Below are 24,366 nucleotides of genomic sequence, written 5' to 3'. Positions count from 1 at the left end.
AAATGTAACCAAGATATTTACGCACTAAATAGCAAAAGGTTGAGCGTAAAACTGCCTTGTGGTTCAATTTTCAGGCGCTCATTATTTCAGATATTTGTGGTGCTGTCTCGTTAAAAACTTTCATGCAGGCCTTTAAAATAAAGGCCTTGGGATATTATTTCATAGATAGTGAATAACTATCTGCATAGAAAATAAATGCCATTTTTTAATACTTATGCGCCTGCGCAGTGAGTCGCGCCTTACATTAAGTGCTTAAAGCGAGGTGTGCTCGGGGAGATGTTAATGAATGAATAGTCGCAAAAAAATTAACAAAAAATTCAATAGTTAATGAAAATTTGCTGCCACCAGCGGCAAATTACCGATATAAGGACCAACGAGTAAGCTGCTTTTTAGTCAATTTGAATAGCAAGGTTGGTAAAATTGTTGTTTTCGAGGGCTTTTAGCTCGTTTTTAGTGAATTGATGATACGAAAACCATGCCTGCATTTCATCTTGTTCAATAAGTTGGTGCTGTTTTAGGTTTAAATACTGCGAGTAGCATCGCGCTTTAAGCATGACTTCACTCATAGGGAAAACATCACTACTTTGCTCAATACCATGAACAAGTTGCGCCATAACATGATTAAACGGCAAAAACTTAAAAGCCATTTTTCGAATAACTTTAGCACTTAACTCAAGCGACTTATTACTTAACAACGTGGTTAAAAATAAGGGATCTGGCTTTAGTTCCATCAATGCCGTGTGTAAATCTTTTTGCTGTGCTTCGCGTGCTATTTGCACTTTACGTTGCCATACCTGTTCAAAGGTTTTTAAGTACAAACGCACTAAGGCAATACGCCCTACATCTATAAGCATGCCAAGTGTAAACGCATGTACGGGGTTTACATCATTAAGCTCTGCAATTTTTTGCGCTGCAATTGCATTGGCCATGGCGGCGTCGCGCAGGCGGCGTTTTAATAATGGAAATGGCTCTGTGCTGTGTGGCATCCAATGGCGCATAGCAAAAGTAGGAATTACCAATTGTAAGTTATCAAGGCCAATATAACGCAGTGCAAGTGCGGGGCTGTCTACTTTAACTGAGGTACTTTTGCTGCGCTGCTTTCGGTAGTAAGGCAGATTTACCAATGACACTAATTCGCGGCCAAGCCAACTTGAATCATTTACCAATGGCTCTAAACGCCCAACACTTGCCGACTTAACCGCCAGTATATCTAGCATGGTAGCAACGTTATCTTCTATGCCTATGGTGTTTTGAATAACAGCATCCATATCTTCTAATTGCTTAAATATGGCTGTTTCTATTACTTTATGAAGTTGCTTGCTCGCTTGTGCTCGGTACTTATGATGCGCGGTGCTACTTTGCTGGCGTTTATGCTGTGCGGCAACTTCTACTTCTAATAAAGTGCGTTGCTTCATTGGTTCGCCATAATCAATTTCCAGCGTATGAATAAAGCCAATTTGTTGATGTGCAAAACTATGGCCAAGCAGCAAGTCGTGAGCACGCTGGTCAAGCATTGAGGCTATTCGCTTTTGCGACGCAAGTTCAGTCATAAAGTCCATTCAGTATAAGTATTACCATTCGGTGGTTACTGTAAGGTTAGAAGCGAGATAAAAAGTTAGCAAGCAATTCGAGCCCTTGAGTTGTTAAAATAGCCTCGGGATGAAATTGCACGCCTTCAAGAGCAAGCTCTGTGTGAAGTAGCCCCATAATTTCGTCAAACTCACCTTGCTCGGTTTGGCTCCATGCGGTAATGGCTAATTCACTCGGTAAACTATGTTTTTCTACCACCAGCGAGTGATAACGACACACAGTAAGCGGGTTTTCTAAACCGGTAAATACCCCCTTATTATTATGAACAATAGGTGAGGTTTTACCATGCATGACTTGCTTAGCACGTATAACCTTGCCCCCTAGCGCTTGCGCGATGGTTTGATGCCCTAAGCAAATACCCAAAATAGGGTAAATGCCTTTTAGCTGCTCAACGACATTGAGTGACACACCCGCTTCGTTTGGCGTACAAGGCCCCGGAGAAATAACAATATGCTTGGGGTTAAGTTGCTTAATTTGCGCAACAGATATTTCGTCATTACGCTTTACCAGCACCTCTTGGTTTAAGCGCTGAAAATATTGTACTAGGTTATAAGTAAACGAATCGTAGTTGTCGATCATCAACAGCATTACACAACGACCTTATTTAATAATGTAGTGCTCTTTGCTCACATGTGCGGCTTGTAAAATGAGCGATAGAAGCTTTTATAGGGCCATTCTATCACTAATAATTACCCAACATACATTAGCAAAACGCCTTAAAAACTTACGCCTTTAGCTAAAAATGCTTCAAATTCGTTTGCTGGTATTGGCCGGCTTAACAAGTACCCTTGAATTAGGTCGCAGTTATACTCTTTTAGTTTTTCAAGTTGGGCATGCTCTTCTACACCTTCGGCGATAATATCGAGCCCTAAGTTTTTAGCTAATTGGCAAATACTCAATACTAAAGCCTGATCGCGTGTGTCTGTGGCCATATTGCGCACAAACGACTGATCTATTTTTAATTTATTAACCGGAAAACGCTGTAAGTAACCCAGCGACGAATAGCCCGTACCAAAGTCATCAATTGATAAGCTAATACCCAGTGCACTCAGTGCCTGCAGTACTGAAATACCAAACTCTTCATCGTCCATAATGGCGGTTTCGGTAATTTCTAGCTCAATTAAATGCGCGGGCACGTTAAAATGTGCCAACCGCTGTTTTATGCTTTGCACAAAGTCTTGCTGTGTAAATTACCTTGCCGATATATTAATAGCCAAGCGGATATTTAAGTTTTGCTGATGTCATTTTTTAGCTTGGGCAAAGGCACTATCGAGTATCCATTCGCCTAATGGCAATATAAACCCGCTGTACTCGGCAATAGGAATAAACTGCGCCGGAGAAACAAACTTCCCATCATCAAACCACCTAATTAAACATTCGCAGCTGTTTATGGTTTGCGATTTAAGGTGCATTTTAGGCTGAAAATAAAGCTCAAACTGCTGCTTTTCAATGGCGGTATCAAGGCGCCGAGCAATATGCAGCTGCTGGGCATGCTTAACTCCGCTTTCGGTATCAAAATAAGCGTAGGGAATATTACGTTTTACCGCCTCTTCTAAGGCAATATTGGCGTGCAGTAGAAGCGTTTTATAGTCATTACTGGTTGGGTAGCGTGTTACACCGCAGTTAAAGCTCATACGCATTTCACCGTACGGTGTGCTAATAGCTTGGCTTAAACGGCTTTGTACGCCTTTGAGTAAGTCATCTAGGGTTGTTGAGCAATCTTGCTCGGTATAAATAACCACAAAGTTTGCATCGGCAATGTGATAAAAGGTCAGTTTGTTTTTACTTTTTAACTGCTGAGAAAATTTATTAGCGCTGCGCGATAAGTGCATAGCAAAGGCATTTATACACTCGTTAGCCCCCGATAAACCATATTGCTCAAGCAATAGCTTAAAGTGGCTTACATCAATCAGCATTAAACTAAAAGGCTGCTCAAGCGAAATTAGCTCATTGGTGTATGTTTCTAAACTGGCTTGGTTTGGCAACTTTGAATACGGGTGATGAAAGGCTAAATACTCTAATGAGCGCTCTGCCTCAAATTGCTCTGTTACATCGCGTATGTGTATATCAAAGGCATCTATTTCTTGCAGCCAATGTATTTGGTAAGTGAGGTAATGGTTATCTAGCTGTGTATAAAAACGCTCAACATGACTAGCCGACTGCTTAGTGTCTATTAGTTGCTGCTTTATATTAGGGCTTAGTAATGCAATGGGCGTGCTGTGTTTATCGCTTACATACGCTTTATGCATAGCAATAGCGGCAGGGTTACAGTAGTTAAGCTCAAGGTTGGCGCTTAAACTCACAATTGGGTTAGGGTTGCGCGTTGGAAATAGCGCTAAACGCTCGTTACGGGCACTTAGCTTTATAAATTTAGATGCGTAACGCCCTGTATAAATGCTTACCAGCACTATGGCAAACGTAAACAAAAACACAATATTGACTGTGGTGTGCAGGTTGCTTTCGGTGTCTTTGTAGCCGCTATCAACCGCATTTGAAATAACCGTTTCTGCATTTGTTAAGTGCCCCATCACTTGGGCTTGCAGTTCGGTGAGTTGCTCTAGTTGCGCTCTGGCTAAATCCCAACTAGTGCTGCTTGATAAGTTTTCGTGTAATTTAAGTGCTAAGTCTAAACCACTTTTAAACTCATCACTTAAACTACTTTCTAGCGCTAATGTGCTGTGGTTTTGATCTAGGTTTTTTATTAGCGCAAGTATACGTACATGGTTTTCTAAAAAGTCGATTAAATAAAGTTCACGCTTACTCGTTGCGTAATACTCATATAATAAGCGCTCTTGCTTTACTAGGTAGGTTTCGATTAATCGAATATCGCGTAGCGCCGGAATTTGTTGTTCCATTAAGGTCGATGAGGTGCGCTTAATGGTTTCTGCCTGATAATAAACATTGCAGACAGTACACAGCCTACCAGCACAATACCTATATAAAACTGCTTAGCTTTACTGGCAAATTTATTAGTGAATATTTTCATATAAACGCTTGATCTGACCCTAAAATATTAACAACTCATTTTAAAGCGTAATTATATACGATTAATAAAAGCACTATTGTTTATATTTGGTTATAAAAAAGGGTGCGCAAACGTTAATCAGGCGGGCATAAAAAAGAAAGAGGCCGGCGAGAATGCCGGCCTTAATGATACCAATCCGCAATAATACTTAATCATTTTCAGGGGCTAAACGTGTCGCTATCTACGTTAAAAAACTCTCATTTAGAGCAACTAAATAGCGAATTTTTTGCCTTGCTATCAACACGCTTTTCCATCCTCAAAATAGATCACTTAATTATGCGAATTGGTATAATTTATTGTACAGAAATAACAACTTTACCCATAGCTTGGCCACTTGCTAAGCGGTCATGCGCTTTAGCTGCTTCTTCTAAGCTAAAGTCTTGCTCATCAAGTACTGGGCGCATACCGTCTGCTTCAACAATTTGTGCAAGTTTAGTCAGTTTGTCACCGTGGTCTTGACGGTTAAAGTCGTGTATCATTGGAATAAGCATAAAGATTACGTTTAACGATAACCCTTTAAAGTGTACTGGGCTTAAATCGACTTCTAATAAAGAAAGCGTTGTAGATACCTGTGCATTTAGCTTTGCTGCAGCAAATGAGTTAGTCAGGTTACCACCACCTACGGTGTCAAATACTATGTCAAAACCAACATTATTAGTGTGCTTTTCAACGTATTGCTCTACGGTTTCGTCTTTAAAGTTTATGCCTGTAGCGCCAAAGCTTTCTATTAGTGCTAGTTGCTCTGCGTTACCGCCAGTTGAGTAAACATCAGCGCCAAAATGCTTGGCTAGTTGTACTGCTAAATGGCCTACACCACCTGCGCCGCCGTGTACTAATACTTTTTGGCCTGCACTTACACTTGCACGTGTTAAGCCTTCAAGTGCTGTAATACCTACAAGTGGAATAGCGGCTGCTTCTTTCATGCTTAGGTTTTTAGGTTTGTGAGCAATTAAGCGCTTATCAGCAAGAATAAACTCAGCAAGTGCACCTGGTAAATCGCCTAGGCCACCAGCACAACCATATACTTCATCACCTACTGCAAAGTCTGTTACGCCTTCGCCAACAGCTTCAACGGTGCCTGCAAAGTCCATCCCTAAAATGCCCGGTAGTTTTGGAGCAAAGGGTAAGTCAGCACCCATTTGACGAATCATCATATCAATTGTATTTACGCTTGTTGCGGCAATACGAACTAACACATTACCTGCTGTTACTTGTGGTTTTGCAACCTCAGCTGCTACAAACTCTTCAGTGCCACCAAAATTATTAATTGTCATTGCTTTCATGGGTATTGCCTCTGTTATCTGTTGATAAGTAACTGTGTAATGAAGCTTCATTGTAGACACACCCTTTACAAATGATAATAAGGCTAAACATACAATCAGTTTCAAAATAATATTTATAATAGAGTTTAAAAATCACTCCATCACTGTTTAAAAGTAGGCGTTAAACAACATCCTACTAGTCGCTGCGCTATACCAATTTAAGCTAGCTATGGTTGATTTATTATTGTCTAAGCCCCAGAGTAATATATGAAAAGGTAGTAATTCACTTAAGTAACTCATTTATCCTACTAAGGAGCGAATATGTTAGGCGAAGACCACTCACTTACCAATGACTTTCCACAGTACCTAAATACCATTGCAGAGCTAAATAAAAGCGACACAGAATTTGCTAAAAAGGCAGATAAATACGACAAGCTAGATAAAGAAATTCGTGTTTTAGAGCTTAAAGATGCGCCCATTAGCGATGAGCAAATGAATCAACTAAAACATGAGCGTTCAGAATTAAAAGATTGGTTGTACGAGCGTTTACAACAAGAGTAATGTTGCACGCAAAAAAAAAGAGTTCACCGTTAGGTGAACTCTTTGACGATCAACAAAGGGTAAAACATTTAAAGCACATATCGGCTTTATAAAAAACAACTAGGCCTTATAAGGCATGAGTGAATTTTTTCGCGTTAAATTGCTACTAGCTATCAGCATTTAGCTGAGCAAGCAGGCTATCTAACGTATCAACTAACTGCTGATTTTTAGTAGGGTTGAGCGCATCTGGATGTGGCGGTGCAAAGCGCTCTGCATCGTTATCGAAATAAAGGCCAGTGGCATCTTTAAATTCGTCACTTAATGCGGCGCGGCAAAAAATATCAGCGCCTAGTTTTAAGTCGCCACCAGCAAGCCCGTAGGCATCTTTTACCATTTTACTACCTAGTAACGACTTAGGGTTTACCGCAACAACTAACGGCCCGCTGCCTTTAAGTGCTAAACCTAAATGACGCGACCACATAGTAATAGCCAATTTGCTTTGCGCGTAGGCTGCGCTATCTGATAGCGGCTTGTTGCCCACTAACGAGTCAAAGTTAACGCTGGTTTGTGCAGCCGATGACACGTTAACCACACGTGATTGCGTGTTCATCACAGGCAGTAACGCTTTAGTAAGTAAATAAGGCGCTAACGTATTAACTGCAAACCGTGCATCTAGCCCATCTACAGTAGTGATATTTGCCAATTTATAAACACCGGCGTTATTAATAACTACATCAAGTATTTTATTCGCGTTTTGCAAGTCGGCTAACACTGACTGAGCCAAGGTGTTTACTTGCGCCATATCGCTTAAATCGGCAATGTAGGTCGCTGTGCTTGCTTGCGGGTAATCAGCGTTTAAGCTTGCTTGTACAGTATTTAACTTGTCTTGGTTGCGCCCGTGTAATAATACAGTATGCCCTTGCGCTAACAACATTTTAGCGGTCTCTAGGCCAATACCTTCGGTGGCACCGGTTAATAAAATTGTTTTTTTCATGTTGAACGTTCCTTTTTGTATTAAGACTTTGGCCATTGCAATAACGACAAATTACACACGCATTAGCTCACTGCTATTCATTAATAGTACCACCACTTTTAGCGACTAATAATTAGTGGCTCAGTAGAATCAGTTTATAGAATTAATTGATAAACCTATCCGCCCTTATTAAGTAGGTATAGCCATTGTGCCTTTGCTTGGGTGAATTTTAAGCGTTTATTTGAAATAACGGGCAATCATAACTATTGTTTTTAAATTACCTTAATAGTAGTATTTATCATACAAATACACTTTTCGAGAAAACACATGAAAGTTTTAGTTACAGGCGGTATGGGTTATATAGGTAGCCACACATGTATTGCCCTTCATGAGGCAGGCATTACCCCAGTTATTTACGACAACTTATCTAACGCAAGCCCCCGTGTGCTTGATCAACTCGAAAAAATTACCGGTACCCGTTTTGAGTTTATTTTAGGTGACATTCAAGACGAGCAGCAATTTAAACTTGCCCTTAAACACAGCCAAGCTGAGGCTGTATTTCACTTTGCAGCACTTAAAGCGGTAGGTGAATCAACCGAGCAACCACTGCGTTATTACCAAAATAATGTGTCGGGCACATTAAGCATGCTACAAAACATGCAAGAGGTAGGCGTTAACCATATTATATTTAGCTCATCGGCCACTGTGTACGGCGAGCCAGACTACCTACCTATTGATGAAAAACACCCTATACGCGCTACTAACCCATACGGTTGGACTAAAGTGATGGTTGAACAAGCCATGCAAGACGTATGTAATGCCAACAGCCAATTTATGGGCATTGCTCTTCGCTACTTTAACCCTGTTGGTGCGCACCCAAGCGGCTTATTAGGCGAAAGCCCAAATGGTATCCCAAATAACTTAATGCCATTTATTGCTCAAACTGCGGTGGGTAAACGCGAAGTGGTTAATATTTTTGGTGACGACTACGACACCAAAGATGGCACCGGCGTGCGCGACTATATTCACGTTTTAGATTTAGCTAAGGGCCATGTAGCGGCCTTTATGCAACATAAAACAGATACCGCCTTTCATGCATACAACCTAGGCACCGGCCAAGGTTATTCGGTGCTTGATATGATCAAAGCGTTTAGCGCATCAGCCAATAAAGATATTCCGTATAAAAGTGCACCGCGCCGAGCAGGCGATATTGCCTGTAATTACGCCGATGCCACAAAAGCGCAAACCACCCTTAACTGGCACGCAGAACTAACACTAAGCGACATGACCAACGACACATGGCGCTGGCAAACTAATTACCCAAGTGGGTTGGAGAGTTAACATGGCTTTATTAGAAAGTACTCACAGACGTAAAAACCCGCTAACGGGGCGCTGGGTATTAGTATCACCGCATCGTAATAACCGCCCGTGGTTAGGTGCTACAGAAGCAGTAAACGAAAGCATATTACCAAAACACGATGAAAGCTGCCCACTTTGCCCAGGCAACACCCGTGCAAATGGCGACAGCAACCCAGATTACAAATACACCCATGTATTTAGAAATGACTTTGGCGCACTGACGCCTAATGAGAGCGAGCAATCGCAAAGCTTAGACTCAGACAGCGATTTATTTATTGCTGATGAAGCAAGCGGCGAATGCCGTGTGATTTGTTTTTCACCAGAGCATAACAAAACACTGCCAGAGCTTGAGCACGATGCCCTACACGAAGTAGTAAAAACCTGGAAAGACAACTACACAGAACTTGCACAACACTATGAGTGTGTTCAGGTATTTGAAAATAAAGGCGAGATCATGGGTTGCTCGCAACCTCATCCACATGGCCAAGTATGGGCACATGCGCATTTATCAACTGAAATAGAAGCCGAAGATACCCAGCAGCTTGCTTATTATAAAAAGCATGGCAGCGCGATGCTTGCCGATTATGTGCAAAAAGAGCAAACAGATAAAACCCGTGTCGTATTTGAAAACGAGCACTGGCTTGTTGTGGTGCCATTTTGGGCAGCATGGCCGTTTGAAACACTGCTTGTAACTAAAGATAACATTCAAAACTTTAGCCAGCTAAACGATGCGCAAACAGACGCCTTAGCACAAGCGCTTAAAGTATTAACCACTAAATACGACAACGTATTTAATTGTAGCTTCCCGTATTCTATGGGGTGGCACAATGCACCGGCTAATCGTGGCTCAGATGAGCAACATTGGCGCTTACATGCCCATTTTTACCCGCCGCTACTTCGCTCTGCCACCGTTAAAAAACACATGGTTGGCTACGAAATGTTAGGCGAAAGCCAGCGCGATTTAAGCGCAGAAACAGCTGCCTCTATTTTACAAGCAGCTAGTACCATACACTACAAAAAAACAGCAGGACACACAGATGACGCTTAACGATTTTCAACAACAATTTTTATCACTGTACGGTGCGCCTGCTCAAGGTATTGCTGCAGCACCTGGGCGTGTAAACCTAATTGGCGAATTTACCGATTATAACGACGGCTTTGTATTTCCGTGCTCGTTAGAGTTTCGTACTCAAGTTATGTTTAAAGAGCGCGACGACAACATCATTACTGTGCATTCGTTAAATTACCCAGGCGAAAAAGACAGCTTTAGTGTTGATGAAGACATCAGCGAAGGGCAATCGCAATGGGGTAACTATATCCGTGCCGTGTCATTTGTACTAAAGCGCGCGGGCCATACTTTACGCGGCGCTGATTTACTTATTGACAGTAACTTACCGCAAGGCAGTGGCTTATCGTCATCGGCGGCATTAGAAGTGGCCATTGGTGGTATGTTTAACCATATTGCACAGCTTGGTTTAAGCGAAGAAAAAATTGCCTTACTAGGCCAAGAAGCCGAAAACGACTTTATGCATTGCCAATCGGGCATTATGGATCAGCTTATTTCGGCAAAAGGTGAAAACGGCCATGCCCTTTTAATTGACTGTGAAAACTTAGCGACTGAATCAGTAAAAGTACCCGATGATTTAAACATTGTTATTGTTAACTCTAACTACCCACGTAAATTGGTAGATAGCGAGTACAACCAACGTCGTGTTGACTGTGAGCAAGCAGCTGCAAAAATGAATGTAGCCACGCTTCGTAAAGCCACCATGGACACGCTTGAAGCAACTAAAGATGCACTAAGCGAAAACGAATACAAACGTGCACACCATGTAATTAGCGAAAACGAGCGTGTAATTGCAGCAACTAAAGCACTGCAAAATAACGACATTGATACGCTGCGCGAGCTAATGGCGGCATCGCACCAATCGCTTAAGCATTACTTTGAAGTAACCGTACCAGCGACCGACGGTCTAGTAGAAATTTGTAAAGAAGCGATGGGCGAGCGCGGTGCAGTACGTATGACCCGTGGCGGTTTTGGCGGTGCGATTGTGTGTTTATGCCGTGATGCAGAAGTACCACTTATTAAAGCAGCGGTTGAGCAGCACTACTTTGAACGTTTTAATTTAAATGCCGACATTTACGTATGTTCAGCAGGTTCAGGATTACAAATTACGTCTTTTTAAACATCATTAAGGAATAAGCATGGCAAAGGTTAATTGGGGTATTATTGGGTGTGGCAATATTGCTCACACCTTTGCTAAAAGCATTGCGCATTGCGCTAATGCACAGCTTATTGGCGCTGCATCGACCAGCGAGCAACGCGCAAAAGAATTTGCCACACACTATTCAGTTAAAGGCTATGAGAGCTACCAAGCCCTTATGCAATGCCCACACATTGACGCCATATATATTGCTAATACCCACGAACAACACTTTAATACTATTGCGCAATGCTTAGTGCACGATAAGCATGTACTCAGCGAAAAGCCCATAACTGTTAATGCACAGCAACTCACAACCCTTAGCCAGTTAGCCGAACAACAAAACTGCTTTTTAATGGAAGGTGTATGGATGCGCTTTTTACCTGCCATAGTAAAACTGCAGCAGCTATTAAGCGAGGGCGTAATAGGCAAAGTACACAGTGTGAATGCCAACTTTAGCCTAGCGGGCAACTTTGCTGACTCACACCGTTTAATGAACCCAGCGACCGCAGGTGGCGCATTGCTTGATTTAGGTATTTACCCTATATCAATTGCCGATGTGGTATTTAATAAAGCCCCTGAACAAATTAAATCATTAGTACACAAAAGCACGACCGGCGTAGATGAGCGCAGTGTAACCCTTATAAATTACGGCCAAGGGCAATTTGCGCAGCTTAGTAGCGCGTTACAACAAAATGGCCCTACCGAAGCCTGTATTTTAGGGGAGCACGGGTATATTCGCATTGCTGAATTTGTCGGTGCACAGTCGCTAGAGCTTCATTTAAACACCCAGCAAGTGCAGCAGTTTGACTTTAGTTTTAATGACGATGAAAACTTTAAATTTGAAATTGCTCACGTTAGCGAATGTATTTTACAACAACAAACACAAAGCAATGTATTACCGCTCAGCACAAGCCTGCGGGTAATGCACATAATGGATACGCTTCGGGCGCAGTGGCAGCTTAAATACAGCGATAGCGTTGAAGCCCATCAGCTAGATTAATAATAAAAAATACACACAACAAGGATACACAATGACAACCACACACACGTTAAAGGCGCTTTCAAAAGCCTTGCTGCTAGCAACGGGCTGCTTAACAGCAAGTAGTGTTTTTGCAGATCAAAAAACGCCTGAGCAACTCTACCCACCTTTAACCAGCGAAGTACTTCCTGAGCTTGCTGCTAAAGGTAGTTACCGCGTTGGCGTACAAACGCTTGATTTAGTAAATCCCGCGCAGTTTGACCCTGCAACCCAAGGGAAAAGAGATCGCCCTTTAAAAGTAGAAGTGTGGTACCCAGCAGCAAACAGTGCAAACGCACCCTTAACCAGCTACAGCGACATAACCCGTACAGGTAAAGCCTTTACCTTACAAGCCGATGCCATGCGCGATGTAGCCATTAATAACAAAGAGCACTACCCTGTTATTGTGCTCTCACACGGATATACCGGCTATCGTACAATTATGTATTACTTGGGCGAACATTTAGCATCGCATGGGTACATTGTGGCAGCCATAGATCATACCGACTCAACCAATGCAGATGTTGATTTTAAAAATGCGCCGTTTTCGGGCTTTTTTAGTACCCTTATTAACCGCTCACGCGATCAACAATTTGTACTTAACTACTTTAACGAACAAAACAACTTTGCCAGCAAGCAAGTAGATAGCAAAAACGCAGGCGTAATTGGTTACTCTATGGGTGGTTTTGGCGCGGTTAATACAATTGGTGGCTGTTATGACTTTAACGAGCAAGCCACTGTAATGTTTACCGGTATAAAAGATTCGGCGCAAATTAAACAAGTGCAGCAATTACTTAATAGCTGTGCGGGTGGGCAATATAAAAATCCGCAAGTAGATACACGCATAAAAGCCATGGTGGCCTTTGCGCCTTGGGGCGGGCAACATAACTTATTTAATGCCAGTGCTATGCAAAACATTAAAGTGCCTTCGCTTTATGTAGCGGGTAGCTTAGATGATATATCCGGTTATGAAGGCATTAAAAACCTATATAACCAAACGGGCAGCCCCGACAAGTACCTGCTTACTTACAAAAATGCGCGCCATAATATTGCGCCGCACCCTGCTCCTGCTATTGCCAAACGTAGCAGCGAATTAGATATAGGCCATTACTACGAGCCATCGTGGTCAATGCGCACCCTAAACGAGACCAACAAACACTTTGTACTTGCTATGATGGACTGCCACGTAAAAGGCATTACCAGCCAATGTGAATACCTAGACTTACCACAAAATGGCGACCAAGCTGTGGTTAATGGTAAGCCACTACCAGCATGGCATGGGTTTGATAATCGTTTTTCTACTGGTATGGATTGGCAACAAGCTAAACCGCGCACCAAGTAACACAAACTTTGGCGGCTATTTTTATATTTAGCCGCATACGCACTTAAAATAATGCTGCTATGAAACACCTGTTATTTAAAAGAGTTAGCAAATAAAAACAGCGTGCTTATTTTTTAAACGGCTATTTTAAGAAAAAATCATTGCCATTAATGTAAGTTAAAGGCAATCTAGTCATATATAAGATAAGATAAATAACACAAATATCATGTCAAAATACATACTCTCAATTGATCAAGGAACCACAAGCTCTCGGGCCATCTTGTTTACAAAAGATGCAGACGTTTTTGGCTCAGCACAACAAGAATTTTCGCAGCATTTTCCACAAAATGGTTGGGTAGAACACGACCCTAACGATATTTGGCAAACCGTGCTAAGTACCAGCCGCGAAGTATTAGCAGATAAAAACGTTAAGCCTGAAGAAATTATTGCCATTGGTATCACCAACCAACGTGAAACCACTTTAGTGTGGAACAAAAAAACCGGTAAACCTATTTATAACGCCATTGTGTGGCAAGACCGCCGCACCAGCGATTACTGCGAAAGCCTAAGCACTGACGAGCTTTGCCAAACCATAAGCGATAAAACCGGCTTACTGCTAGACCCGTATTTTTCGGCCACTAAAGTACGCTGGATTTTAGACAACGTTGAAGGCGCACGCGAACAAGCCCTTGCAGGTGAGCTGGCGTTTGGTACCGTTGATACCTACTTACTATGGCAGTTAACCGGTGGTAAAGAGCACCGCACCGACGCCACCAATGCATCACGCACTATGTTATTTAATATTCATACTCAGCAATGGGATCAAGAACTCCTCGATTTATTCGAAATTCCTGAATCTATGTTGCCCCAAGTGATGGACTCAGCCGACGAATTTGGCTCAACCAGCGACGATATTTTTGGCGCACCAATACGCGTATGTGGTATTGCCGGCGATCAGCAAGCTGCCCTTGTTGGCCACGCATGTTTTGAGCAAGGTATGGCAAAAAGCACTTACGGTACGGGCTGTTTTTTAATGCTGAATACCGGCGAAAAAGCGCTTACCTCAGAAAATCGCTTACTAACCACGGTGGCTTACAGGCTAAACGGCAAACCAACATATGCCATTGAAGGCAGCATTTTTATGGCAGGCGCCACGATGCAGTGGATTGTTGAAGGCTTAAAACTATTAAGCCATGCCGGAGAGAGCGAATCGTTAGTAAAAGATGTACCGCTTGATCATGGGGTATTTTTAGTGCCTTCGTTTACAGGTTTAGGCGCGCCCTACTGGGACCCAAATGCACGTGGCGCTATTTTAGGTTTAACCCGCGATTCGGGCATTAGCACCATTGTTGCTGCTGCGCTGCAATCGGTTGGGTATCAAACCAAAGACTTACAAAAAGCAATGGAGCGTGATGGCTTACGCCCAAGCGTATTACGGGTAGATGGCGGTATGGTTAAAAATAACTGGGTACTGACCTTTTTATCAAACATTTTAGGCGCAACGGTAGAGCGCCCAACAGTGACCGAAACCACCTCTTTAGGCGTAGCATACTTAGCAGGCTTACAAACCGGTGTGTATGAGTCAACTGAGCAATTAGCAAAAATGTGGACCTGCGACCGACGCTTTGAGCCAACAATGAGCGCTGACGAACGTAACGATTTATACGCAAAGTGGCAGCACTGTGTAGCGCAAGTTTGTCTCTCTAGTGACGATAGCAAACAAGCGTAATACGCCTAGCCGCTAATTAAAATTAGCGGCTTACAAAACACCGGCAACTGCGCTTAAATGGCGCGTTGTACGCTGTATGTTTTAAAAAGATCAGGATTAAAAATTAACAAGCAAAAAGCGCGGTTATCTATTGTCAAATAAGAGCCGCAGCTTTATGATGCTATATGCCTTATTTATATTACAAATAAAAAGGTTAGCTCGGTGGAATTAGCAGATAACGAATACGACCTACTCGTCGTCGGTGGCGGTGTAAACGGCACTGGAATAGCAGCTGATGCAGCAGGCAGAGGATTAAAAGTTCTATTGTGTGAACAATCAGACCTTGCCAGTGCAACGTCTTCAAATAGTTCTAAGCTGATCCACGGCGGTTTACGCTACCTTGAACATTACGAATTTAGATTGGTAAAAGAAGCCTTGGCTGAGCGCGAAGTGCTGCTTAAAAATGCCCCGCATATTATGTGGCCGCTCACCTTTAGGCTACCGCATCAATCGCACCTACGCCCTGCATGGATGATCCGTATTGGCTTATTTATGTACGACAACCTAGCTAAGCGCGAAACACTTGCTGGCTCGCGTGGCATTAAGTTTGGTGAAAACAGCGTATTAGAACCTTCAATTACCAAAGGGTTTGAATACTCAGATGGCTGGGTTGATGATTCACGTTTGGTAATTTTAAACGCCTTAGCAGCCCAAAACAAAGGCGCAACCATTGCTACGCAAACCAAGTGTGTAAGTGCAAAACGCATCGATAACCAATGGCAAGTAACGCTTGAGCAACAACAAACTAAGGCGCAACAGACTATTAAAGCCAAAGGTATTGTTAATGCAGCAGGCCCCTGGGTTGCAAAATTATTTGACGAAGCACTGATAGAAAAATCGCCACAAAATATTCGCCTTGTTAAAGGCAGCCATATTGTGGTGCCACGTATTCACGATGAAAAACAAGCCTACATTTTACAAAATAAAGATCAGCGCATTGTGTTTGTTATACCGTTTGAAGATGACTACTCGCTAGTAGGCACCACCGATGTTGAACACAAAGGCGCAGCGCAAGATGTAAAAATTAGTGATGAAGAAATCGATTACTTAATCGATATTACTAACAGCTACTTTAAAAACCACATTAAACGCGAAGACATAGTACATACCTTTTCGGGTGTGCGCCCACTGCTTGATGACGAATCAGTGAATGCACAAAAAGTAACGCGTGACTACAAGTTAGAGCTTTCAAGTGAAGGCAAACACACACCACTGTTAAGTGTGTTTGGTGGCAAAATTACCACCTACCGTAAACTTGCCGAAGCTGCAGTGAATAAGCTTGAAGAATTTTACCCGCAAATGAGTGAAGCGTGGACCAAACACAGCGCCTTACCCGGTGGCGATTTTAGCTCGGTAGAAGCGCTGACCAATGAGCTTAAAGCGACTTATAGTTGGTTACCAGAAATCACTCTTAAACGCTTTGTACGTACCTACGGGACTCGTGCAAAACTAATTTTAGGCAGTGCAACCCAGCTCAGTGATTTAGGCCAAGATTTTGGCCATGGCTTATTTGCAGCAGAAGTCGATTACTTACTAAATGAAGAATGGGCGGGTAACGCTTACAATATTTTATGGCGCAGAAGTAAACTAGGACTGCGCTTTAATGAAGCACAAGTGGCAACGCTTAATCATTATATTACGCAAAGCCAAGCGGCTAAAACAGCCTAACAGCAGCTTTAACCCTTATTTAATTTAACAACTAGCCCCCAATGATTGCACAATCAATATTGGGGGCTTTTTTATGTTTGCTTGGTTTTATTACTATTAAATAAGTAGTTAAAACCACTTAACGTAGCCTCTTTCACGTCAAACTCTAAACATTGCACACCAATGCAATTTAACGCATGGGTAAAGCAGGTATTTAGTTGCTCTGTGCCAATAACCACTACTTTAGAATTATTCACCAATTGCCACTCACTGGCATGGCGTGCAGCGCGTACATCACTACCAATAAGTACGCCCGACAAGTATGCCTTGGCTTGCACTGGTGTTAACTCTTTTGAAAGCTGGCGCGTACGGACACTAAAAATACCGTGCGCCAAATTACCGCTGTCACTGCCTAACGTGAGTTCACAGCCTTGCTCAAATGCATGCCAATCAAACTCCCCCGCTTCACAGTCGTTAGGAATAAGTACACTTTGATGACATAGCAAGTCGTATAATTCGCCGGTCATTGCGGTTTTAAAACAGATAATTTGGCCATCTTTTAATAGCACCCATTTAGTATGGGTACCGGGTAAACAAATGAGTACGTTGCCGTGCTGATAGGCCGGATTTTGCTTTAAAAAACCTAAAATTTGCAGCTCTTCGCCGCGCATTACATCAAATAAATTGTTTTGTAATGTGCATTTTGTACCAGGTAAAGCACTGACTTTGTTACCTGCACAATCAAAATTAATTGCGCCACTAAGCAGGCTTTCGGGGTTTATGGGGCACGCTAAATAAGGGGTTTCTTTCCAGCCAATACTTGAGGTGATTTGCCCTGCCATATAAATAGGTAAAACGCCGTATTCGCTGGTCCATGGTGCAACGACACCAATTAAAGTATGTTCAAAGTTTTGTTTATCTCTAATCACACCTGGGCCGTCGCGCTGAGCAATTAAAGTTAATTGCCCTGTGGTATTTACGCTGCATAAATAGGCGCGTAAATGACTCGTGCCCCAATCTACGGCTATAAAAAGGTTTAAGTGCTGCAACTTAGAGCCTCCCACCGTCAATTTTAATACCTTGGCCGGTGATCATACTGCTTTCGTCGGCAGCTAAAAAAAGTGCCAAATTAGCTACATCTTCAGGGGTTACTAACTTTTTAAGTGCCATGGCTTCCATCCACTTCACTTGCTCTTGCTCGGTAAACCAACTGGCTAATTGGCGGTCGGTGGCAACCCAACCCGGTAAAATAGCATTCACCCGAATACCAAACTCACCATAATCGCGTGCCAGTGCTTTAGTCATGCCGATTAAACCGGCCGGCCTTTGCCGTTACATAACCCGCCATTTGTGGCTGCCCCATGATGGCATTGATAGAGCTAAAATTAATAATGCTCCCCGCGCCTTCGCTTTTCATAAAAGACATAGCCACTTGCGAGGCAAAAAACGCCGGATTTAAGTTAATTTGTAGGCATTGATCCCAATCTTGTACTGTAACGTCTTCACTGGCTTGGCGGCGGTCGTTGGCTACATTGTTTACCAGTACATTAATAGCGCCTAGTTCAGCACATGCATCTACCAAAGATTGCTGTAAAGCATTTGAGTCGGTTACATCAACCTGTCTAAACCACAATTTGGCGTTAGGCAGTGAGGCTATAAGAGATTGGGCAGCCTCGTTATTAATATCTATAAAGGCAATTTTGGCAGCTTGAGCGGCAAACGCCTTTACCATTGCACGGCCAATGCCTGAAGCGCCCCCGGTAATAAAAACAACTTTGCCAGAAATACTGGGGTAGTGAGCGTGATTATTCAAATGCGTTTCTCCATAATACAGACTGCCCCTCTCAATATTTATAATTATTTGCTAAAGAGGATTACTGTTACAGCTGTGTTAAAATACTTGCCTTTAACAAAGTTTATAACATATCCTTTCGTACATTAATATGATATATGATATATAATAAAGCAATAACTCATTCGGATAACGCTCAATGAAAAGCCAACCTCGTCAAAATTTAACACAACAATTAACCCATGATTTAGGCTTTGCAATTGTGCGTGGCGTTTACCCTGTTAACGAAGGCCTGCCCTCAGAAGCTGACCTATGCGTAAAATACGATGTGAGCCGCAGTGCAACACGCGAAGCAGTTAAAATGCTCTCTGCTAAGGGCTTAATATCTTCTCGCCCTAAGCAAGGGATCCGCGTACTGCCAGAAAGCAGCTGGAATATGTTTGACACAGATGTACTGCGCTGGATTTTAAGCAGTAAACCGTCGCTTTCTTTATTAAAAGAGTTTACGCAAGTACGTGTCGCACTTGAGCCACAAGCCGCTGCCCTAGCAGCTGAAAATGCCAGCGCCGAACAACTTGCTGAAATAGACAACGCACTTGCCCGCATGGCCGATGCAGATCAAGGCTTAGACGATCCGCTTGAAGCCGATATTGCCTTTCATACCAGTATTTTAGTAGCCAGTAATAACCGCTTTTTTGTACAGCTCACTGAATTTATTAGCACTGCGCTGCGCGTAAGTATTCGTTACACAAACCATATTAAAGGTGTGCCAGGGGCCGACGTTGCAAAGCATGCTGATATTTTAGATACGATTAAATCGCGCAATCCAGAGCGCGCTAAAAAAGCAGTAGAAACCATTTTAGAAGAAGCGCTTGAGCTGATTGAGTCTAAACTCGACTAATAGCTTAAAAAACATTATTAAAAAAGGGAGCTAATTAGCTCCCTTTTTACTGCTTGCTATATTTTAAGCTTTGTTAAGCTCAAAAATAAGCGATGTTTGCGGGAATGAAATTGGCATTTGTAGGCCAAATTCCATCAACGCTTCACCCGTAAAGGTTTGCCCGTTAACAGCGGCAATAAACGAAGGTCGGTATTCTTCAAATTTAACAGGCCACACTAAATTAAGTGTGTACTGCGTATCTGCATCTAAACCAACAAAACGAAGCTTATTAGGCGCAGTGCGCGGTGTTTCGCGTACACTGTTATACTCAAATAACGCTTTTGATTTTTGCTCGTCGATTAAACCAAAATTAATTGATAAATCGTCGCTATCGAGGCGGTACAAATCGGCAGCATGAATAAATTCACGGTGCTCTTTGTGCAGCGCAATAGCCGCTTTAAGCGCATTGTATTCGTGATCGGTCAGCTCGCGTGGGTCCATTTCAATACCCATGTGACCAAACATAGATACCGCAGCACGCATTTCAATACTGACATTACGACCTGTGATATGACAATCACGAGGGCCTACATGTGCACCCATAACCGACGATGGGAAGAAGAACGAGCAGCCGCGTTGAATTTCAAGGCGGTCAAGTGCATCGTTAGAATCTGACGTCCATACACGGTCTGTGTGTGCAAGCACACCATAATCTACACGGGCACCACCTGACGAACAGCTTTCTATTTCAAGGCCAGGATGCGCCGCTTTAATACGGTCGATTAAGCGATACAGTGCCAGTGTTTGCTGATGCACCGCAGGCTTACCTGAGAAGTTACCCGCGTGGTTTATATCGCGGTTCATATCCCATTTAATGTACTTAATTGTTGGGTATTCAACTAAAATGTCATCAATCGCTTTGTATAGGTATTCAACAACCTCAGTGCGCGTTAAATCAAGCACTAGCTGGTTTCTAAAGCTAAGTTGCTCGTTATTTTCTGAGCCTAATACCCAATCAGGATGAGCGCGGTATAAGTCACTATCTGGGTTTACCATTTCAGGTTCAAACCAAATCCCAAACTCCGTGCCTAAGCTGTTTACATGGTCAATCACTGGCGATAGGCCGTCTGGGTAAATTTCGTAATCTACGGTCCAATCACCTAGGCCTGCATAATCACCTCGGCGACCTTTAAACCAACCATCGTCCAGTACAAAACGCTCAATACCTAATGGCGCTACTTTATCGGCTAACTGCTTTAGCGTGTCTACATCGTGATCGAAGTAAATACCTTCCCACGTGTTGTAATGCACTGGGCGTGTTTTTTCGCGCTGCGCCTGGCTAAGTAAGTTAGCTTTAACAAAGCGATGAAAATTACGCGACAGCGCACTAAAGCCATCGCTCGAAAACGAGCCATAAATACTTGGGCTTTGATACGTTTGGCCTTTAGCAAGGGTTAGCTCGCCCGGTAATAATAACTCACCCATTTGCACATAACGGCGCCCTTCTGGTAATAGCTCAGCGCGTAGCTTGTTGTTACCGCTCCAACCTAAATGGAAGCCATAACACTCGCCTTGTTGCTCGCCTGCGCCTTCGCTATGAACTAATAAACCAGGGAATACGTCGTGCGATGTTTTACCTTTGCGGTTTTCGCGTACAAAGCTGCCTAATACTAAATCAACCGATTGGCGTTGAAACTCGTTAGACCAACGTCCTTCAAAGCTCACTAGCTTGTTCATGCTATCGGGTAGTTGGAACGTGGGTGCGGCGCAAAAATTAACGCTTAGCGGTGCATCACTTAAATTAGTTAATACAGTATGCGCACTTAGCACATCGGTGTTGCTATCAAGTGTGATGCTGTGCACTACTTCAATACCACGCAGCTCATCAACACTTACAAACTCTAAACTAGAAGGGGTTGGCTGACGAACATCTTGAAGAGCAGGGCCAACTGACCAAGCTATGGTGTCGTTTGACAGCTCTAGCCCTGGCGCGCCTGTAAAGCCTTCACCTAATAGTGGAGAAAGAGAAATAGGTGCTTCTTCAACCACGGCACATTTTACTTCCTGACGAGTAGCAAGCTGAGTTAGCATTGTTTCAGTTGTTTGCTCAGATAGGCGCTTACCAAAATAAAGTAACGCTGGGGTTTTGCTCTGGCAGTCGAAAATAACGGTGCTGTTTGCGCTGTCTAATCGAAAGAATGGTTTAATATCAGCCATGATTCTCCTGTCCTCTTTAATGAAGATGAGTTTAATACGCGAGTACATTATATGTGTGCTTACTCGCCGCTTACTGCATCAAATTGCAGTCAGTGATTTTAAAATAATAGTATATATCATACAAATTACTTTTAGATAGTGTTTACGGTGTAATTTAGCCAATATTATTACTGGCTATACCAGTCATTAACTTAAACAGCGGTTAAAAAATTTAATACCACCTTGAGCAATATTATATTTAGGGGCTTTTAGCCTGGGGTAGTCTGTAAAACCCCAGCAGGTAGTCACACGTTTAGACCCGCAAAATGATTAAGTATTATTGCCCATGGGTGTTATCTACAGTGTCGGTTAATTGAATAAATAAAAATCGGCCTAAGTTACCTTAGGCCGATTTAGTAATGTGTTAACTGGCTAATAAAAAGTGACTTAACTTTTTATTGCTGGTTATTTTGGTGCGTGCACTGGTGGCGTATCTTCAATAGCAGGTGTTTTGCCTGCCCACTGTGCATTTAAACCAAACACTACTTTATTAACGATTAACGCAAAGGCTACACATACAATAAGTGTAATTGGCATTAAGTGAATATAGTGTAGTTCAGTATGTAGCGGCGAATTTTCAAACGTCAGCATGCCATACATAACCACGCCTAAAATTACCGCGGCAATACCTGCACGCGCATCCACATTTTTAAACAATAAGCCCACTACAAAAATTGAGAATATAGGCATACTTAATAAGCCGTTTAACTGTTGAAGTAAGTTAATAATGCTGTCGGCTTGCTGATAAATTGGCACAAGCACAAGCGTTAAACTAGTAAGTAACAACGTAACGTAGCCACTTAGCTTTACTACACTTGGCTCTTTATTAAAGTAAGCTTCGTGAATATCACACACGTAAAGTGCCGTAGCCGAGTTTAATAAGCTGTTATAAGTAGAAAGCACTGCTGCCGCCATTGCTGCCGCCATTGCTGCGGCAAACACACCCGTTAACCATGCAGGCATTACATCACCTACAATTCGGCCATAAGCTGCATCGCCAATGTCGCCATACAGTTTGTACGAAATAATACCCGGTAGCACCACAATCGCCGGTACAATTAAAAAGCGAATACCCGCTGCTGCAAATATCCCTTTTTGCGCTTCTTTAACATTTGGCGCAGCCATTGCACGCTGGGTAATGGTTTGGTTAGTACCCCAGTAATACATTTGAATAAAGAGCATACCAGTTAAAAGCGTAGGCCACGGGATTGGCGAGTCAGCGTCACCAATTAATGTTAAGCGCTCTTGTGGAATACCGCTAAAGTCGTAATCAATCGCGTTAAGCGCTAAAAATACGACCAGTATTGCCATACCTAACACTAATAAACCATTGTAGGTATCGGATACGGCAACCGCACGTAAGCCACCAAAAAATGCATAAATAGCCCCTACTAAAGCAAATGCGGTCGCTATGTACATTAGCGGAATATCAACTTTAAACATGGTTTGCATAAATAGCGCACCAGAATAAATAACCGCAGGCATGTAAATTAGCGCATTACCTAAAAAGAATAAGCCACCAATAACAGCGCGAATGTGCTTGTTGTTGTAGCGTTTTTCTAACAGCTCCGTGGTGGTTGTACAGTTGTACTTGTAATAAACAGGAATAAATACTTTGGCTAAAATAATAAGCCCTAAAATAGCCGCCAATTCCCACCACACAAGCAGGGCCATTTGATTGCCATTCATGCCCACCAGCTGGTCGGTACTTAAATTTGTGAGCGTAATTGAGCCTGCTACAAACATCCAAGTAAGGCCACCGCCCGCTAAAAAATACTCTTTTGTTTGATTATCACCACTATTACGGTTTTGGCCTCGGCACTTCCAATATGTAAGTCCACCAATTAAAGCGGTTACAAAGAAAAAAACCACCAACTGCAAAATGTTGTCTGACATGTGTGTGTCTCCAGCGCGTTAAACGCAATGTCTGTCTATGTGAACGTATTAACCTATGAAGGCTAATTAATAAATTGCACCTTACAGTGCGTGTAATTTGCTTTAATGGCATAAGTTCATGATGCTGGTTGTGACGCTTTACTAACGCATTTAACTGAAACAACGAAATAAGCATGCTGTTAAGTACGCTCAGGTAACCTTGTTTGTGTAAATTGGCAATGGTATCGCTGTCTAAAGTTTGCAGTTTATCTTCATCAACAGTGCTCAAACCTTGAATAGTTTGCGCCTCGCCTTGTTCAAACTGCAAAACAATATCTATGTTTTTAATAAGCCCTAAGCGGGCAATTTCTTGGGTAAATTGATACGTTTGGTAATCATTTTTTAAATCGCTTTCTAGTAGCTTTTGCTGCGCACTTAAATACAGGCTTGGGTTGCCTTTGGCATCAAATAACGGCTCGCCTTGCTGGGTATTAACGGCTGAGCTTTGCTCATCAATAGCAATAAAGTAATCACTGCTATTTGCCTCACGAGTGAGTAAATAAAGCGGCTGGGTTTGCATGCACACAGGCGTGTACAGCGCTTGCCATTGATTGTTACTCACAAATAAACTTTGCTGAGCACTAAAGCTGGTTAAGCCCGAAATAGTGTAGCTGCCGTTGTGTGCGTTACGCGCTAAAAAAATAGGTAAATCGCAGGCCGCTTTTGCTACTTCGTTTGCACGTAGATTAACTAAATGCTGTGTTTTTGCGTATTCAACACCCGCATTAGGGTTAATTTTTATTGCTTGGTGTTGAGTATTTGATAGTTCACTAATTGCCATAGTTACACATCC

General features: G+C 42.6%; 17 protein-coding genes and 2 pseudogenes. 9 read left to right on the top strand and 10 right to left on the bottom strand.

Annotation, left to right across the window (positions count from 1 at the left end):
* Positions 1 to 389 precede the first annotated feature (389 nt).
* The 4 genes and pseudogenes from VOI46_RS01340 to VOI46_RS01325 all read right to left on the bottom strand — a co-directional run bounded on the left by VOI46_RS01340 (position 390) and on the right by VOI46_RS01325 (position 5,898).
* Entirely contained in the window at positions 390 to 1,550 is a 1,161-nt protein-coding gene (locus VOI46_RS01340; RefSeq protein ID WP_039972274.1) for an HDOD domain-containing protein, read from the bottom strand.
* Between the two features lie 46 nt (positions 1,551 to 1,596).
* Positions 1,597 to 2,178, bottom strand: a complete 582-nt coding sequence (locus tag VOI46_RS01335; protein WP_004588186.1) for an aminodeoxychorismate/anthranilate synthase component II — start codon at positions 2,176 to 2,178, stop codon at positions 1,597 to 1,599.
* 128 nt (positions 2,179 to 2,306) lie between these two features.
* A pseudogene (locus tag VOI46_RS01330) lies at positions 2,307 to 3,839 on the bottom strand (bifunctional diguanylate cyclase/phosphodiesterase).
* Between the two features lie 1,069 nt (positions 3,840 to 4,908).
* Positions 4,909 to 5,898, bottom strand: a complete 990-nt coding sequence (locus VOI46_RS01325) for a zinc-dependent alcohol dehydrogenase family protein (protein WP_004588183.1) — start codon at positions 5,896 to 5,898, stop codon at positions 4,909 to 4,911.
* A gap of 300 nt (positions 5,899 to 6,198) precedes the next feature.
* Between VOI46_RS01325 and VOI46_RS01320 the strand changes: the two genes are divergently transcribed.
* On the top strand, positions 6,199 to 6,438 hold the full coding sequence (locus VOI46_RS01320; RefSeq protein ID WP_004588182.1) for a YdcH family protein: 240 nt from the start codon (positions 6,199 to 6,201) through the stop codon (positions 6,436 to 6,438).
* A 145-nt stretch (positions 6,439 to 6,583) separates the two neighbouring features.
* Here the strand turns inward: VOI46_RS01320 and VOI46_RS01315 are convergent, their stop codons facing one another.
* On the bottom strand, positions 6,584 to 7,411 hold the full coding sequence (locus VOI46_RS01315) for an SDR family NAD(P)-dependent oxidoreductase (RefSeq protein WP_004588181.1): 828 nt from the start codon (positions 7,409 to 7,411) through the stop codon (positions 6,584 to 6,586).
* A 306-nt stretch (positions 7,412 to 7,717) separates the two neighbouring features.
* Here VOI46_RS01315 and galE point away from each other — a divergent pair, with 306 nt between their 5' ends.
* From galE to glpD, 7 genes are all read left to right on the top strand, one after another.
* Complete coding sequence (gene galE, locus VOI46_RS01310; RefSeq protein ID WP_004588180.1) at positions 7,718 to 8,731, top strand: UDP-glucose 4-epimerase GalE; 1,014 nt, start codon at positions 7,718 to 7,720, stop codon at positions 8,729 to 8,731.
* A 1-nt stretch (position 8,732) separates the two neighbouring features.
* Positions 8,733 to 9,797 (top strand): UDP-glucose--hexose-1-phosphate uridylyltransferase, encoded by a 1,065-nt coding sequence (locus tag VOI46_RS01305; protein ID WP_004588179.1) that lies wholly within the window; start codon positions 8,733 to 8,735, stop codon positions 9,795 to 9,797.
* The gene (galK, locus tag VOI46_RS01300; RefSeq protein ID WP_004588178.1) at positions 9,787 to 10,935 is read left to right on the top strand and encodes a galactokinase; all 1,149 of its coding nucleotides are present in this window, start codon (positions 9,787 to 9,789) and stop codon (positions 10,933 to 10,935) included. The genes VOI46_RS01305 and galK overlap by 11 nt, the downstream gene beginning before the upstream one ends.
* Before the next feature lie 19 nt (positions 10,936 to 10,954).
* Entirely contained in the window at positions 10,955 to 11,956 is a 1,002-nt protein-coding gene (locus VOI46_RS01295) for a Gfo/Idh/MocA family oxidoreductase (RefSeq protein ID WP_004588177.1), read from the top strand.
* Positions 11,957 to 11,987: 31 nt separating this feature from the next.
* On the top strand, positions 11,988 to 13,316 hold the full coding sequence (locus tag VOI46_RS01290) for a dienelactone hydrolase family protein (RefSeq protein ID WP_004588176.1): 1,329 nt from the start codon (positions 11,988 to 11,990) through the stop codon (positions 13,314 to 13,316).
* A gap of 205 nt (positions 13,317 to 13,521) precedes the next feature.
* On the top strand, positions 13,522 to 15,024 hold the full coding sequence (glpK, locus tag VOI46_RS01285; protein ID WP_039972273.1) for a glycerol kinase GlpK: 1,503 nt from the start codon (positions 13,522 to 13,524) through the stop codon (positions 15,022 to 15,024).
* 201 nt (positions 15,025 to 15,225) lie between these two features.
* Positions 15,226 to 16,731 (top strand): glycerol-3-phosphate dehydrogenase, encoded by a 1,506-nt coding sequence (gene glpD, locus VOI46_RS01280; RefSeq protein WP_004588174.1) that lies wholly within the window; start codon positions 15,226 to 15,228, stop codon positions 16,729 to 16,731.
* A 71-nt stretch (positions 16,732 to 16,802) separates the two neighbouring features.
* Here the strand turns inward: glpD and VOI46_RS01275 are convergent, their stop codons facing one another.
* Positions 16,803 to 17,759, bottom strand: a complete 957-nt coding sequence (locus tag VOI46_RS01275; protein WP_039972272.1) for a 2-dehydro-3-deoxygalactonokinase — start codon at positions 17,757 to 17,759, stop codon at positions 16,803 to 16,805.
* 1 nt (position 17,760) lies between these two features.
* Positions 17,761 to 18,523 (bottom strand): annotated as a pseudogene (locus tag VOI46_RS01270) (SDR family NAD(P)-dependent oxidoreductase).
* Positions 18,524 to 18,701: 178 nt separating this feature from the next.
* On the opposite strand from VOI46_RS01270, the gene VOI46_RS01265 reads away from it, so the two are divergent.
* Entirely contained in the window at positions 18,702 to 19,403 is a 702-nt protein-coding gene (locus VOI46_RS01265; protein ID WP_004588172.1) for a FadR/GntR family transcriptional regulator, read from the top strand.
* A gap of 63 nt (positions 19,404 to 19,466) precedes the next feature.
* Here the strand turns inward: VOI46_RS01265 and VOI46_RS01260 are convergent, their stop codons facing one another.
* The 3 genes from VOI46_RS01260 to VOI46_RS01250 form a co-directional block, all read right to left on the bottom strand.
* A complete protein-coding gene (locus VOI46_RS01260) occupies positions 19,467 to 21,599 on the bottom strand; it encodes an alpha-galactosidase (RefSeq protein WP_324738128.1) in 2,133 nt (710 codons plus the stop codon).
* A gap of 444 nt (positions 21,600 to 22,043) precedes the next feature.
* Complete coding sequence (locus VOI46_RS01255; RefSeq protein ID WP_004588170.1) at positions 22,044 to 23,534, bottom strand: SLC5 family protein; 1,491 nt, start codon at positions 23,532 to 23,534, stop codon at positions 22,044 to 22,046.
* The gene (locus VOI46_RS01250) at positions 23,440 to 24,354 is read right to left on the bottom strand and encodes a SapC family protein (protein WP_004588169.1); all 915 of its coding nucleotides are present in this window, start codon (positions 24,352 to 24,354) and stop codon (positions 23,440 to 23,442) included. Before VOI46_RS01250 ends, VOI46_RS01255 begins: the two co-directional genes overlap by 95 nt.
* Positions 24,355 to 24,366: the final 12 nt, after the last annotated feature.

It is taken from the genome of Pseudoalteromonas sp. CuT4-3, from assembly GCF_035666335.1.
GTDB lineage: Bacteria > Pseudomonadota > Gammaproteobacteria > Enterobacterales > Alteromonadaceae > Pseudoalteromonas > Pseudoalteromonas atlantica.
This window is presented reverse-complemented; position numbering and strand designations above follow the sequence as displayed.